Origin of the sequence: Mycobacterium sp. BK086, assembly GCA_004362315.1 — a bacterium.
Lineage (GTDB): Bacteria > Actinomycetota > Actinomycetes > Mycobacteriales > Mycobacteriaceae > Mycobacterium.
In genome coordinates this window covers 19,699-34,254 of sequence record SNWL01000004.1, presented here as the reverse complement: position 1 = coordinate 34,254, position 14,556 = coordinate 19,699, and the positions used below count along the sequence as shown (strand labels likewise).

Sequence of the window (14,556 nt, the reverse complement as noted above, 5' to 3'; positions counted from 1 at the left end):
ACAAGGTGACTGCCGGACCGGGCACGGTGCGCGCGGATCCGGCCATCGCCGCCCCGCGCCCCGCCCCGCGAGGGGCCTCCGACCTGTTCCGGCTGCTGCCGTACCTGCTGCCGTATCGCGCCCGCTGGATCGCGATGATCATCGTGGCGGCCACCAGCCTGGTGGCCACCGTCGCCATCCCGCTGATGACCAAGGCGGTGATCGACGGGCCGGTGCGCCACCAGGATCAGCGCGGGCTGTGGGTGCTGGGTGCGGCCGCCATGGGAGTGGGCATCTCCGAGGCCGTGCTGTGGTTCATCCGGCGCTGGTTGGTGGCCCGGGCCACGATGGGCGTCGAGGCAGATATCCGCAAGGATCTCTACGCCCGGCTGCAGATCCTGCCGATGTCGTTTCACGGCCGGTGGCAATCCGGCCAACTTCTGTCGCGAATCATGAACGACCTCAGCACTATTCGGCGACTGCTGTCCTTCGGCCTGGTTTTCCTGATCCTCAACATCCTGCAGATCACCGTCGTCACGATCATCCTGCTGGCGATGTACTGGCCGCTCGGGGTGGTGGTGCTGGTCTCGATCGCGCCGATCACGCTGACCGTGCTGCACTTCGAGCGGGCCTTCACCCGGCTGGCCCGCCAGGCCCAGGATCAGGCAGGCCACATCGCCACCCATGTCGAGGAGTCGGCGCTGGGTCTGCGGGCGGTGAAGTCCTTCGGCCGCGAGGATTACGTCTACGACCGCTTCGACGAGCAGGCCAGCACGCTGTACGACACCCAGATCCAGAAGGTGAAGGTGTCTGCGAAGTTCTGGACCATGCTCGAGGTCATCCCCAACCTCACGCTGATCGTCGTGCTGGGCTTCGGTGCCTACGCCGCCGGGCACGGCCTGGTCACCCTGGGCACCCTGGTCGCGTTCATCACGATGATGCTGTCGCTGGTCTGGCCGATCGCCTCGCTGGGCTTCCTGCTGTCGATGACGCAGGAGTCGATGACGGCGGCCAACCGGATCGCCGAAATCTTCGATGCCCCGCGGGAGATCGCCGACGGACCGAGCGCGGTCGCGCCGCGTGGCGGCCGGTTGGAGCTCGATGATGTCGGGTTCCGCTTTCCTGACAGCGACACGTTCGCGCTCCGCCATGTCAATGTCACCGTCGAACCGGGGGAGACCCTCGCACTGGTGGGTGCCACCGGTTCGGGCAAGTCGGTGCTGGCCTCGCTGCTGCCCCGGCTCTATGACGTCACCGAGGGCGCGATCCGCATCGACGGCACCGATATCCGCGACCTCTCGCTGGACGCGTTGCGCGAGACCGTCGCCACCGCCTTCGAGGACCCGACGCTGTTCTCGATGTCGGTGGTCGAGAACCTCCGGCTCGGCCGGCCTGAGGCCACCGACGAGGACATGCACCGGGCCATCGAGATCGCCGCCGCGCAATTCGTCTACGATCTGCCGTTCGGTCTGGCGACGCGCATCGGCGAGCAGGGCATGAGCCTGTCCGGTGGTCAGCGGCAACGACTTTCACTGGCCCGCGCCATTCTGGCCGCGCCGCGCATCCTGGTGCTCGACGACACGCTGTCGGCCCTCGACGTCCACACCGAGGCCGAGGTCACCGAGGCGCTCGGCCGGGTGTTGGCCGGGGTCACGGCCGTCGTCGTCGCCCACCGTGCCTCGACGGTCCTGCTGGCCGACAAGGTCGCCCTGCTGGACACCGTCGACGGCGCGGGCACGATCACCCATATCGGCACCCACGCCGAATTGCTGGCCACCGTCCCGCGTTACCGCTTCCTGCTGGCCGCCGACGACGAGCTCGACGACGGCTGCGAGCCCCGGCCCGGCTGGGAGGACGACGACCAGCGCCGCCGCCTCGACCGCGCGTACGACGAGGCCTGCGAGGAGCGTGAGGCGGCCCGCCGCGCGGGAGATTTCGCGTCGGAAGGCAGGCGGCGATGACCGCGACCGAATGGCGGGGCCGGCTCGACGAAGAGCCCGACGACCTGCCGATCGACGAAGCCAAGCCACGTCGCCGGGAGGCACGTGCGCTGCTGGGCTCGCTGCTGGCGCCCTTCAAGCTGACCGTCGGGCTGCTGGCGATCGTGGTGGTCGTGGAAAACGCTGCGCGCCTGGCGGTTCCGCTACTCGTCCAGCGCGGCATCGATCACGCGATCCCACCGCTGGTGGCCGGGGGTTCGGCGCGGGAGCTGATCATCGTCGTCGCCGTGCTGTGCGGCGTGGTCTGTGTGCAGGCGATCAGCAGGCTGGTGTTCCTCAACCGCTCCGGGCGGATCGGGCAGAAGGTGCTGCTGGAGGTGCGGCGGCGGGTGTTCCGCCACTTTCAGCGCCTCGACGTCGCCTTCCACGACCGCTACACCTCGGGCCGGGTGGTCAGCCGGCTGACCAACGATGTCGAGGCGATCCAGGACATGCTGGAGACCGGCTTCGACAGCCTAATCACCGCAGTCCTCACACTGTTCGGGACGGCCATTCTGCTGGTCGCCCTTGACGCGAAGCTGGGACTGATGTGCTTGGCGGCCTTCCCGATTCTGGTCGCGCTGGTGTGGTGGTTCTCGGCGGAGTCGGCCAAGACCTATCGCCGGGTCCGGGAAAGTGCGGCCCTGGTGATCGTCCAGTTCGTCGAGACGATGACGGGGATCAAAGCGGTGCAGGCCTACCGCCGCGAACCGCGCAATCAGGAGATCTTCGAAGAGGTCGCCGACCGGTACCGCGCGGACAACGAGCAGACGTTCCGCCAGCTCGCGATCTTCATGCCCGCCGTCAAGCTCGTCGGCAACCTCACCACCGGCGTGGTGCTGCTCTACGGCGGCTACCGGGTGCTGCACAGCGAGATGACCATCGGCACCCTGGCGGCGTTCCTGCTGTACCTGCGGATGTTCTTCGAACCGATGCAGGAGATCTCGCAGTTCTTCAACACCTTCCAGTCGGCGTCGTCGGCGTTGGAGAAGCTGGCCGGGGTGCTGGCCCAGAAGCCCGCGATCGCCGACCCGTCGGTCCCGGTGCACCCGGAGTCGATTCGCGGTGAGATCGCGTTCGACAACGTGCAATTCAGCTATGTGCCGGATCGTCCGGTGCTGCCCGACCTGTCGCTCGTCGTTCCCGCCGGGCAGACCGTCGCGCTCGTCGGCACCACCGGTGCGGGCAAGACCACCATCGCCAAGCTGATCGCGAGGTTCTACGACCCGACCGCGGGTGCGGTCACCCTCGACCGCGTCGATCTGCGGGACTTCGCGCAGAGCGACCTGCGCCGGCATGTCGTGATGGTGACTCAGGAGAACTTCCTGTTCTCCGGAAGCGTTGCCGACAACATCCGGTTCGGCCGGCCGTCGGCGACCGATGCCGAGGTGCAGGCCGCCGCGACCGCGGTGGGCGCCGACGAGTTCATCGCCGCGTTGCCCGAGGGTTATGACACCGACGTCGCCACCCGCGGGGGACGGCTGTCCGCCGGCCAGCGTCAGCTGATCGCGTTCGCCCGTGCGTTCCTCGCCGATCCGGCGGTGCTGATCCTCGACGAGGCGACCTCGTCGCTGGACATCCCGAGCGAACGGCTGGTGCAGCGGGCGCTGCGGACGGTGCTGGCCGACCGGACGGCGCTGATCATCGCCCACCGGCTGTCGACGGTCGAGATCGCCGATCGGGTGCTGGTTCTCGAGCACGGCCGCATCGTCGAGGACGGCCCGCCCGCGGATCTCGTCGACTCGCAGGGGCGCTACGCCGCGCTGCACCGGGCTTGGCTGGAATCGCTCGCTTAGCTCGCGTCCAGCCGGATACTCAGAGGCATGCAGCGCTACGTCGATCGGGCCGACGCGGGCCGCCGGCTGGCAAGCTGGCTGCTGGCTTATCGCGACCGCGACGTGCTGATCCTTGGCCTGCCGCGCGGTGGCGTGCCGGTGGCCTACGAGATCGCCGAGGCGCTCAAAGCCCCGCTGGACGTCCTCGTGGTGCGCAAGCTCGGGGTTCCGAGTCAGCCCGAGCTGGCGTTCGGCGCCATCGGCGAGGGCGGCGTGCGCGTCCTCAATGATTCGGTCCTGCGCCACGTGTTGCTGAGTGACGCCGAGATCGCCGAAGTGGAGGCAGGCCAACGCATCGAACTGGCGCGCCGTGTCGAGCGCTACCGCGGTGGCCGAGAACCGATTCCGTTGACGGGCAGGGTCGTGGTGATCGTCGACGACGGGTTCGCCACCGGCTCGACGGCCCGGGCGGCCTGCCTGGTGGCCCGGGCGCACGGTGCGGCGACGGTGGTGCTGGCCGCCCCGATCGGCGCGCCCGACACCATCGCCGAATTGCGCCACTATGCCGATGACGTCGTATGTCCAGGGGCGCCAACATATTTCAGCGCGGTCGGCCAGGGCTACGACAACTTCGACCAGACCACCGACGAGGAAGTCTGCACGCTACTGGAATGCGCGGGGCACGGCTTTACGCAATGATGAGTTAATCAGCGATACAACGAAACAACCACTGGATCACTATCCGCGCCCGAACGTGGCGGTGGACACCGCGCTACTGACCCTCGATCCGGCCGACCCGGAGCTGATGGTTCTGCAGGTGCGCGGCACCGACGCTCCCGGCTGGGTGCTGCCCGGCACCTTCCTGCATCCCGGTGAGCGGCTTGCCGATGCGGTCGAGCGCTCCCTACAAGCCAAGGCCGACGTGGGGGGACTGCGCCCGCGCCAGCTGCACGTGTACGACGACCCCGCGCGCGACAGCCGCGGGTGGGCGCTGTCGGTGGCGCACGTCGAGGTCGTGCCGATCCGCCGGCTGGACTCCCGCAGGCCGGGCCAGACCCGGCTGGTCGCGGTGGCGCGCCCCGGCCGGCTGCGCTACGGGCACGCCGAGATCATCGCCCGCGCGGTGGAACATGTCCGCGACCGTTACGCCGAAGCGCCCGACCCCGGCCACCTGCTGGGGCGCCAGTTCACCCTCGGTGAGCTGCACCGGGTGCACCAGGCGGTGGCCGGCCGACCCCTCCAGCGCGACAGTTTCCGGCGCCTGATGAAACCGCTGCTGCGGCCCACCGGCCACTTGATCACCGGCACCGGCGGGCGGCCCGCCGAGCTGTTCCGGCGCAATCACTAGCCGAGTTCTCAACCGGTGATCTCGCGCCCGATCAAGCGGCGGGCCACGATCCACTGCTGGAGTTCGTTTGCGCCTTCGAAGATCTCGAGGATCTTGGCGTCGCGGTACATCTCTTCCAGGCGCAGTGATTCACCGGTCTCGCCGACTTGGCGGGCGAAGCCGAGCGCGCCGTGGATCTGAATGGCCTCGCGTACGAGGTCGTTGGCCAGCCGGGTGCCGTAGGCCTTGGCCATCGCGGCCTCGGGTTCGGCGGTAGCGTCGCCGGTGTCGAGCAACATCGCGGCCTTCTGGTACAGGCTGCGAGCGCATTCCAGTTCGGTGGCGCGCTGGGCCATCTGGAATTGCCAGTGCTGCATGGCGCCCAGCGGCTTGCCGAAGACGTGGCGGGTCCGCAGCCGCTGCACCGCGAGGTCCAGGGCGGCTTGGGCTACGCCGACGCCGGCCGCACCGATCCCGATCCGGCCGCGGACGAGTGCCGACAGTGCCACGGCCATTCCCCGGCCCGGCTCACCGAGGAGGTTCTCGCGCGGCACGCGGACCTCGTCGAGGACGATGTCGGCGGTGATCTGCCCGCGATGGCCCATCTTCAGGTCGGGGCTACCGATCCGGACTCCCGGGCTTGCCAGGTCGATCAACAACATGTGCGCCCGGCTGCCGGTCCGCCCGGCTCGCACCAGCATCGAAACCCAATTGGCCACAACGCTGTTGGTGATCCAGCGCTTCCGGCCGGTGACGATGAACTCGCCGTCGCTCTCTTCTGCGAACGTGCCGAGCCGCTCGGCGGTCAGATCCGAACTGGTCTCGGGTTCGGTGGTGGCGAAAGCGAATGCCGTTCGGCCGGAGATCAGCTCGGGCACGAGCAGGTCGCGCAGCTGAGGGCCGGCGTAGCCCAGGGTGGCGGGAACCAGAATGCACTGACCGTCATAAACCCCTGCCATCGAGGACGATTCGTACGCGATCTCCTCGGCGACCGTGCAGGTACCCAGCATCGGATAGTGCAATCCGGCGCCGTGTTCGGGTCCGAACGGCACCGCGAACAATCCATCGGAGGCGAGCCCGCGGAACGCTTGCCAGGGAAAGCTGTCGGCCGACTCCTCACGGGATCCGATCTCGCGTGCGAGGGGCGCGAGATGGCGCGCGACGGACTCGCGTGCTCGTGCCCGCAGCTGGACGGTCTCCTTGGGCAGGAAGACGTCGTGGGACATGTCATCTTGCGTACGGCGAACGGCGGCGGTGGTCATTGGCGAAGCTCCTCATTAATCGGACGATCGTTCGAATGCTAGCTGAATTCGAACGATCGTCCGATTCGATAGGATGGGCCAGTGGAGATCGTCGACAGCAAGGCCGCCCGGACCCGGCGAAGAATCCTCGACGTCTCAGCCAGAGTGTTCGCCGAACACGGGTACGGGGGCGCGAGCCTGCGCCGGATAGCGGCCGAGGCCGGATTGCAGGTGGGAAGCCTCTATTTCCACTTCCGCACCAAGGACGAGTTGGTCGCGGCAACGCTGGTGGACGGTGTCGACTCCGCGCGGGCAGCCCTTCAGGAGAGCATCAATTCGGTTCCTGACGATGCCTCAGCGCGCGATCGGCTCAGGGCGGCGATCCGCGGGCACCTTGACGCTCTGCATGCCAGCGACGACCGCGCTGCTGCCGTGGTGCGGATGGTGGAGACACTCCCGCCGCACCTCCGTTCGGCGCATGTGCCCCACGAGCGCCGCTTCGCACGTGTCTGGCGCGACGTGCTCGAACGTGGACGTCACGCCGGTGTGGTCCGAACCGACATCGACCCGCGGACGCTGCGAGATCTGGTGATCGGAGCACTCAACAGCACGTCGACCACCAGCCCCGCGGCGAAGAAGGACCTGAACGCAGTCACCGATGCGGTGTTGACACTGCTGCAACCGCAGGCCTAGCCGGGCAGTCCGATCCGCCGATAGCGCTCCAGGCGCGCTGAATACCGCAATTCCGAAGGCTGCTCACGCAGGTCGTGGATCTCCCTGGCGATCGCGTCGGACAGCCGGCGGGCGAACTCGATGGGTTCGTCGGCGGCGTCGGGATGTTCGGGCACGATCGCGTCGACGATCCCGTTGCGCAGCAGGTCGACTGACCGAACCCCTTGTGCGGCAGCCAATTCCGGGGCGTGCTCGGTGTCGCGGAACACGATGGCGCTCGCGCCCTCCGGCGGCAGCGGCGCCAGCCAGCCGTGCTGGGCGGCCAGCACCCGGTCGGCGGGAACCATCGCCAGCGCGGGCCCGCCGCTGCCCTGCCCGAGCAGGACCGACACCGTCGGGGTGTCCAGGGTGACCAGATCGGACAGGCAGCGGGCGATCTCGCCGGCCAGCCCGTCCTGCTCGGCCTCGGCCGACAGTGCGGGGCCCGCGGTGTCGATGACCAGCACCAACGGGAGCTGCAGGCCGGCGGCCAGTGCCATACCGCGGCGGGCTTCACGCAGTGCGGCCGGTCCGACGACCCCGCCCACCACGCGGCGCTGGCCGACGACGACGGCGGGCTGGCCGCCGAACCGGGCCAGCGCGAGCACCGTGGTGGCCGCCTCGCCGTGTGTGCCGGACAACAGCACCCGGTCGGTGGCGCCCTCCCGCAGCAGCCAGCTCACACCCGGGCGGTCGGGGCGCCGCGAGGCAATCACCGACGCCCACGCAGGCACGTCGGGCACCGCCTCTTCGGGGCCGGCGGCCGGCGGTGCCGCCGGCGCATCGGTGATGACGGTCAGGGCGCGATCCAGCGTCGCGCGCAGCGCCTCGACACCGACTACAGCGTCAATTACGCCGTGCCGCAGCAGATTCTCTGCCGTCTGCACCCCGGGCGGAAACGGTTCGCCGTACAGATGCTCGTACACCCGCGGCCCGAGGAAACCGATCAGCGCCCCCGGCTGGGCCGCGGTGATATGCCCCAGCGAACCCCACGACGCGAACACCCCGCCGGTCGTCGGATGCCGCAGATAGACCAGATACGGCAGGTGCGCCCGCTTGTGCTGGGTGACGGCCGCGGCGATCTTCACCATCTGCAGGAAGGCGACCGTGCCCTCCTGCATGCGGGTGCCCCCCGAGCTCGGCGACGCCAGCAGCGGCAGCTTCTCGGCGGTCGCACGTTCGACAGCTGCGGTGATGCGTTCGGCGGCGGCCACCCCGATCGACCCGGCGAGGAAATCGAACTCGCACGCCACGACCGCCACCCGGCGGCCGAACACGGTGCCCTCACCGGTCAGCACGGCCTCGTCGAAACCGGTCGCTGCGCGGGCCGCCTCCAGCTCGCGGGTGTAGGCCTCGTCGGCGCTGACCAGCAAAGGTGCGTGATCCCAGCTCCGGAACGACCCCGGGTCCAGCGCGGCGTCGCGCAGTTCGGCAGCCCCGATGCGACTCATGAGGGGAGGCTATCGGGCCAGTACGCTCGTCCACATGATCGGTATCAACCGCGTCGGGGATGTGACCACAATCGAGCTGCAGCGTTCGGAACGACGCAATGCACTCAATTCCGAGCTCGTCGACTCACTGCGCGAGGCAGTGGAGAAGGCGGCCGCCGACGATGTGCGCGCGATCGTGCTGACCGGGCAGGGCACCGTGTTCTGCGCGGGGGCCGACCTGTCCGGGGATGTCTTCGCCGCCGATTTCCCCGACAAGGCCATCGCCCTGAACAAGGCGATCGATGCCGTCCCGATGCCGGTGATCGGCGCGATCAACGGCCCGGCGATCGGCGCCGGCGTCCAGCTGGCGATGATCTGCGACCTGCGGGTCGTGGCCCCCGGCGCCTATTTCCAATTCCCGATCGCCAAATACGGTCTGGCACTGGACAATTGGAGCGTGCGCCGGCTGGCCACGCTGGCCGGTTACGGCCGCGCCCGCGGCATGCTGCTGGGCGCGGAGAAGCTGGACGCCGAGACGGCCCTGATGACCGGGATGGCCAACCGGCTCGGTGACCTGGCCGACGCCCAGGCCTGGGCCGCCGAGATCGCAGGCCTGGCCCCGCTGTCATTGCAGTCCTCCAAGCGGGTGCTCAACGACGACGGCGCCTTCGCGGAAGACTGGCCTCCCGCCCACAAGGAGCTGTTCGACAAGGCGTGGGGCAGCCAAGACGTGATCGAGGCCCAGGTGGCGCGCATCGAGAAGCGTCCCGCGAAGTTCAAGGGGGCGTAGGCACTGTGTTGAGGGCGGCGCTGCGACTGGCCGCCGGGACCGCATCGCTGGCCACCGGCGGCTGGGTCCTGCGCGCCCTGAACGACGCGCCCGCCTCGCTGGGCGCCGGGCCGGGGGAGATCCACCCGGTCGCCGACGGCTCGCCGAACTACCGCGAGGGCGTGTTCCACAACCTGGAGCCCGCCTCACCCATGCGGCTGGACGCCGAGGAAAACCGCCTTGTGCTGTTCGACATGCTCGGCAGAAGCTCGGTCAGCCGCCCCGCCGGAATCATCCCACTGGCGCACTCGGCCGCACCGATCAGCACCGAGCCGCTCGCCGTCACCTGGCTGGGCCACTCGACGGCCCTCGTCGAGATCGACGGGTACCGGGTGCTGACCGATCCGGTCTGGAGCGACCGCTGCTCGCCGTCGCGCACCGTGGGCCCCCAGCGGCTGCATCCGGTGCCCGCCCCGCTGGAGACGCTGCCTGCCCTCGACGCGGTGGTGGTCAGCCACGACCACTACGACCACCTCGACATGGACACCGTTCTGGCGCTGGCCCGCACGCAGCGGGCGCCGTTCGTGGTGCCACTCGGCGTCGGGGCGCATCTGCGGCAGTGGCACATCCCGCCCGAGCGCATCATCGAGCTGGACTGGAACGAGGACACCCGGATCGGCGACCTGAAGTTGGTGTGCACGCCGGCCCGGCACTTCTCCGGCCGCTTCCTGTCCCGCAACACCACGCTGTGGTCGTCCTGGGCGATCATCGGCCCCCGGCATCGCGCCTACTTCGGCGGCGACACCGGCTACACCCGCAGCTTCGAACAGATCGGGGCCGATCACGGACCCTTCGACCTGACGCTGATGCCGATCGGGGCGTACAACACCGCCTGGCCGGACATCCACATGAACCCCGAGGAAGCGGTGCGCGCCCACCGCGACGTCAGCGACGCCGGGCTGCTGGTCCCGATCCACTGGTGCACCTTCCGGCTGGCGCCTCATCCGTGGGCCGAACCGGTCGAACGGATGCTGGCGTCCGCCGACGACGCGGGTGTGCGGACCGCGGTGCCGCGGCCCGGCGGGCGGGTCGTGGCCGCCACGGCTGGGGCGATAGACCGGTGGTGGGAGCTGTGAGCTACTACGGTGCAAGCCATGACTCTGGGCGCGCGTGCCGCGATCGTTGTTCTCGTCGCTGCGCTCACCGCGTGTAGCAGCACCGCCTCCAAAGAACCCGCCACGCCGCTATCGGATCAGCCGCCTCCGCTGGTGCCCGCGCTGGCACTGCCGGACAAGGCCGTTGACAACGCCGTCGCCAAGCTCGACGGCATCGCCGAGGACCTGATGAAGTCCTCCGGGATACCCGGCATGGCAGTGGCCGTGGTCCACGGCGGAAAGACGGTGTACGCCAAGGGGTTCGGCGTCAAGGATGTCACCCGTCCCGCCGACGACCCGGCCAACAAGGTGGATCCGGACACAGTGTTCCAGCTGGCGTCGGTGTCCAAGCCGATCGGCGCGACCGTGGTCGCCCACCAGGTCAGCCAGAACGCGATCAGCTGGAACACCCCGGTGACCGACAAGCTGCCGTGGTTCGCGCTGTCAGATCCGGTGGCCACCAAGATGGTAACCGTCGGCGACCTGTACTCGCATCGGTCCGGGCTGCCCGACCACGCCGGTGATCAGTTGGAGGATCTCGGCTACGACCGGCGCTATGTGCTGGAACGCCTGCGCCAGCTTCCGCTGGCCCCGTTCCGGATCTCATACGCCTACACCAACTTCGGGCTGACCGCCGCCGCCGAAGCGGTGGCGGTCGCGGCCGGGAAGTCATGGGAGGACCTCAGCGATCAGGTGCTGTACCGGCCGCTGGGTATGACGTCGACAAGTTCCCGATTCGCCGACTTCGAAGCCAGAGCGGACAAGGCGCTCGGACACATCCGGATCGACGGTTCCTATAAACCGCTGTACAAGCGCGACGCCGATCCCGAAGCGCCTGCGGGCGGGGTCAGTTCGTCGGTGAACGACGTCACCCACTGGCTCACCATGATGCTGGCCAACGGGACGTACGAGGGACGGAAGATCGTCGACCCGGCCGCACTGCTGCCCGCCGTGTCACCGCAGATCGTGTCGAGCCCGCCCAGTGAGCCGGCTGCCCGCTCCGGGTTCTACGGTTACGGGTTCAACGTCGGCACCACATCGGCGGCGCGGGTGCAGCTGAGCCATTCGGGGGCTTTCGATCTCGGTGCGGCAACCAATTTCGTCATCATCCCGTCGGCGGATGTGGCGATCGTCGCGCTGACCAACGCCACCCCCAAGGGCATCCCGGAGACGTTGACCGCGGAGTTCGCCGACCTGGTCCAGTTCGGTGAGGTCCGGGAGGACTGGCGCACGCTCTACGCCCACGCCTTCGCCGATATGGACAAACCGTTCGGGTCGCTGGCCGGCAAGACGCCACCCGCCAACCCGACGCCGGCCAAACCGCCGGCGAGCTATGCCGGCTCGTACCGCAACGACTACTGGGGCCCGGCCGTGGTCGCCGAATCCGGCGGCAAGCTCACGCTGTCGATGGGTCCGCGACCCGACACCGTCGAGCTGACCCACTGGGACGGTGACGTGTTCACCTTCAAGTTCCCGAGCGAAAACTTCCCGCCGGGAAGCATTTCCAAGGCAACGTTCGATGGGGACAAGCTGACACTCGAGTACTACGACGAGGACAAGATGGGGACCTTTATCAAATGAGCGTCGCAGCAGGTCTTTCCGACGACGATGTCGCCGACCGGATCGCGCAGGGCAAGGCCAATGACGTCCCCGCCCGCGCGTCGCGCAGCGTCTCCGAGATCATCCGGGCCAACGTCTTCACCCGCATCAACGCCATTCTTGGTGTGCTGCTGGGCATCGTGCTGTCCACCGGATCGCTGATCAACGGGATGTTCGGGCTCCTCATCATCGCCAACAGCGGCATCGGCATCATCCAAGAACTGCGTGCCAAGAAGACACTCGACAACCTGGCCATCGTCGGGCAGGCCAAGCCGACGGTGCGGCGGCGGTCGGGGACAAAACCGTTGCCGCCCAACGAGGTCGTGCTCGACGACGTCATCGAGCTCGGGCCCGGCGACCAGATCGTCGTCGACGGGGAGCTGCTCGAGGCCGCCAACCTGGAGGTCGACGAATCACTGCTGACCGGCGAGGCCGATGCGATCGATAAATATGCCGGCGACACCGTGATGTCCGGCAGCTTCGTCGTGGCCGGAACCGGCGCCTACCGTGCCACCAAGGTCGGCAGGGAAGCATACGCCGCCAAGCTCGCCGAGGAAGCCAGCAAGTTCACCCTGGTCAAATCCGAACTGCGCAGCGGTATCAACAAGATCCTGCAGTTCATCACCTACCTGCTCTGGCCAACCGGTCTGCTCGTCATCTACACCCAGTTGTTCACCACCGATGTCGGCTGGCGAGAATCGGTGCTGCGCATGGTCGGTGCGCTGGTCCCGATGGTCCCCGAAGGCCTGGTGCTGATGACGTCGATCGCCTTCGCCGTCGGCGTGATCCGGTTGGGACGCAGGCAATGTCTGGTTCAGGAACTGCCTGCCATCGAGGGACTGGCCCGTGTCGACGTGGTGTGCGCGGACAAGACCGGCACCCTGACCGAGAACGGGATGCGACTGGCCGACGTCATGCCGGTGTGCCAGGACGACACCGCGCACCGGGTGACCGACGTGCTGGCGTCACTGGCCGCCGACGATCCCAAGCCGAACGCCAGCATGCAGGCCATCGCCGAGGCCTACCCGGATGCCCCGGGCTGGACCGCAACGGCCGCAGCGCCTTTCAAGTCCGCCACCAAGTGGAGCGGGGTCTCTTACGGCGAACACGGCAACTGGCTGATCGGTGCCCCCGATGTGCTGCTCGACCCGGAGACGGCCGCCGCCGCCCAGGCCGAGGAGATCGGCGCGCAGGGCATGCGGGTGTTGCTGCTCGGTGCCAGTGACGTCGCGGTCGACAGCCGCGATGCGCCCGGCCACGTCACCCCCGTCGCGCTGGTGGTTCTCGAACAGCGGGTCCGCCCCGATGCCCGGGATACCTTGGAGTACTTCGCTTCCCAGAACGTCACGGTCAAGGTGATCTCCGGGGACAACGCGGTGTCCGTCGGTGCGGTGGCGGGGACGCTGGGTCTGCAGGGCGAGACCATGGATGCCCGGCACCTGCCGGACGAGCCGGACGCGCTGGCCGACACTATGCAGACCTACACCACGTTCGGCCGGGTGCGGCCCGACCAGAAGCGGGCCATGGTGCACGCCCTGCAGTCGCGTGATCACACGGTCGCGATGACGGGCGACGGTGTCAACGACGTGCTCGCCCTCAAAGACGCCGACATCGGCGTGGCCATGGGGTCGGGCAGCCCCGCCTCGCGGGCCGTGGCTCAGATCGTGTTGCTGGACAACAAGTTCGCCACGCTGCCGTATGTGGTCGGCGAGGGCAGGCGGGTGATCGGCAACATCGAGCGGGTCTCCAACCTATTCCTCACCAAGACGGTCTACTCCGTCCTGTTGGCCCTGCTGGTCGGGTTTGCGGGCTTGTCCCACAAGCTGTTCGGGACCGCACCGCTGCTCTTTCCGTTCCAGCCGATCCACGTGACGATCGCGGCGTGGTTCACCATCGGCATCCCGGCATTCATCCTGTCGCTGGCACCGAACAACGAACGCGCCCACACCGGGTTCGTGCGGCGGGTGATGACCTCCGCGCTGCCGTCGGGAGTGATCGTCGGCGTGACGACATACGCCGCGTACCTGATCACCTCGCACGGCTACGGCGCGCCGGTGGCCGAGCAGACCCAGGCCTCGACCGCGGCGCTGATCGCCCTGCTGATGGGAGCGATCTGGGTGCTCGCCGTCGTCGCTCGTCCGTACCAGTGGTGGCGGGTGGCGCTGGTGGCCACCTCGGCTCTGGCCTACGTGGTGATCTTCGCCATACCGCTGGCGCGTGAGGCGTTCATGCTCGACCCGTCCAACCTGGAGGTCACCTCGATCGGGGTGGCGCTGGGGTTGCTGGCGGCCGGCCTGATCGAGGTGTCCTGGTGGGTGCAGGGCCGTGTGCTGGGCGAACGGCGTACGTTGTGGCGGACCGAGCCCACGGTGCAAGATTGACCGATGGGATTCCTCGACAAAGCCCTCGGTAAAACCAAGGAAGTCTTGAGTCAGAACGCCGACAAGGTGGAGCAGGCCATCGACAAAGCCGGCGACATCATCGACCAGAAGACGCAGGGCAAGTACTCGAGCACCGTCGACAAAGTGCAGGACGCGGCCAAGAACGCCGTCGAGAAGAACCGCACCGACTCCGGTGATCAACCGACCTGAC

The 14,556-nt window shown here is 68.4% G+C and carries 11 protein-coding genes and 1 pseudogene; 10 read left to right on the top strand and 2 right to left on the bottom strand.

The window, feature by feature from the left end; translation table 11 throughout:
- Positions 1-5: 5 nt before the first annotated feature.
- From EV580_RS10750 to EV580_RS10735, 4 genes and pseudogenes are all read left to right on the top strand, one after another.
- Positions 6-1,940, top strand: a complete 1,935-nt coding sequence (locus EV580_RS10750; RefSeq protein WP_370581577.1) for an ABC transporter ATP-binding protein — start codon at positions 6-8, stop codon at positions 1,938-1,940.
- Positions 1,937-3,754: an ABC transporter ATP-binding protein gene (locus EV580_RS10745; RefSeq protein WP_133691174.1), complete on the top strand. Its 1,818-nt coding sequence runs from the start codon at positions 1,937-1,939 to the stop codon at positions 3,752-3,754. The genes EV580_RS10750 and EV580_RS10745 overlap by 4 nt, the downstream gene beginning before the upstream one ends.
- Positions 3,755-3,781: 27 nt before the next feature.
- Positions 3,782-4,429, top strand: a pseudogene (locus EV580_RS10740) (phosphoribosyltransferase); the annotation flags it as partial.
- A 58-nt stretch (positions 4,430-4,487) separates the two neighbouring features.
- Positions 4,488-5,081 carry an NUDIX hydrolase gene (locus tag EV580_RS10735; RefSeq protein ID WP_133691172.1) on the top strand — a complete coding sequence of 198 codons (594 nt, stop codon included), beginning with the start codon at positions 4,488-4,490 and terminating at the stop codon, positions 5,079-5,081.
- A gap of 8 nt (positions 5,082-5,089) precedes the next feature.
- Here EV580_RS10735 and EV580_RS10730 read toward each other — a convergent pair whose 3' ends face one another.
- Positions 5,090-6,322 carry an acyl-CoA dehydrogenase family protein gene (locus tag EV580_RS10730; protein WP_133691171.1) on the bottom strand — a complete coding sequence of 411 codons (1,233 nt, stop codon included), beginning with the start codon at positions 6,320-6,322 and terminating at the stop codon, positions 5,090-5,092.
- Positions 6,323-6,403: 81 nt separating this feature from the next.
- On the opposite strand from EV580_RS10730, the gene EV580_RS10725 reads away from it, so the two are divergent.
- A complete protein-coding gene (locus EV580_RS10725) occupies positions 6,404-6,994 on the top strand; it encodes a TetR/AcrR family transcriptional regulator (RefSeq protein ID WP_133691170.1) in 591 nt (196 codons plus the stop codon).
- Here EV580_RS10725 and EV580_RS10720 read toward each other — a convergent pair.
- On the bottom strand, positions 6,991-8,463 hold the full coding sequence (locus tag EV580_RS10720; protein WP_133691169.1) for a carboxyl transferase domain-containing protein: 1,473 nt from the start codon (positions 8,461-8,463) through the stop codon (positions 6,991-6,993). The two genes, EV580_RS10725 and EV580_RS10720, sit on opposite strands and share 4 nt — an antisense overlap.
- Before the next feature lie 34 nt (positions 8,464-8,497).
- Here EV580_RS10720 and EV580_RS10715 point away from each other — a divergent pair, with 34 nt between their 5' ends.
- From EV580_RS10715 to EV580_RS10695, 5 genes are read left to right on the top strand one after another with little or no spacing between them, the layout of a single operon-like run.
- Entirely contained in the window at positions 8,498-9,232 is a 735-nt protein-coding gene (locus EV580_RS10715) for an enoyl-CoA hydratase (RefSeq protein ID WP_133691168.1), read from the top strand.
- 5 nt (positions 9,233-9,237) lie between these two features.
- The gene (locus EV580_RS10710) at positions 9,238-10,347 is read left to right on the top strand and encodes an MBL fold metallo-hydrolase (RefSeq protein WP_133691167.1); all 1,110 of its coding nucleotides are present in this window, start codon (positions 9,238-9,240) and stop codon (positions 10,345-10,347) included.
- Between the two features lie 18 nt (positions 10,348-10,365).
- Positions 10,366-11,946, top strand: coding sequence for a serine hydrolase (locus EV580_RS10705; protein WP_133691166.1), 1,581 nt, complete (start codon positions 10,366-10,368; stop codon positions 11,944-11,946).
- Positions 11,943-14,345 (top strand): cation-translocating P-type ATPase, encoded by a 2,403-nt coding sequence (locus tag EV580_RS10700; protein WP_133691165.1) that lies wholly within the window; start codon positions 11,943-11,945, stop codon positions 14,343-14,345. Before EV580_RS10705 ends, EV580_RS10700 begins: the two co-directional genes overlap by 4 nt.
- A gap of 3 nt (positions 14,346-14,348) precedes the next feature.
- A complete protein-coding gene (locus tag EV580_RS10695; RefSeq protein ID WP_133691164.1) occupies positions 14,349-14,555 on the top strand; it encodes an antitoxin in 207 nt (68 codons plus the stop codon).
- The last annotated feature ends 1 nt before the right edge of the window (position 14,556 follow it).

Bases quoted from the DNA above. Each gene is read 5' to 3' on its own strand.
- EV580_RS10720 (WP_133691169.1), bottom strand. From the start codon at position 8,463: ATGAGTCGCATCGGGGCTGCCGAACTGCGCGACGCCGCGCTGGACCCG.
- EV580_RS10730 (WP_133691171.1), bottom strand. From the start codon at position 6,322: ATGACCACCGCCGCCGTTCGCCGTACGCAAGATGACATGTCCCACGAC.
- EV580_RS10695 (WP_133691164.1), top strand. From the start codon at position 14,349: ATGGGATTCCTCGACAAAGCCCTCGGTAAAACCAAGGAAGTCTTGAGT.
- EV580_RS10745 (WP_133691174.1), top strand. From the start codon at position 1,937: ATGACCGCGACCGAATGGCGGGGCCGGCTCGACGAAGAGCCCGACGAC.
- EV580_RS10715 (WP_133691168.1), top strand. From the start codon at position 8,498: ATGATCGGTATCAACCGCGTCGGGGATGTGACCACAATCGAGCTGCAG.
- EV580_RS10700 (WP_133691165.1), top strand. From the start codon at position 11,943: ATGAGCGTCGCAGCAGGTCTTTCCGACGACGATGTCGCCGACCGGATC.
- EV580_RS10705 (WP_133691166.1), top strand. From the start codon at position 10,366: ATGACTCTGGGCGCGCGTGCCGCGATCGTTGTTCTCGTCGCTGCGCTC.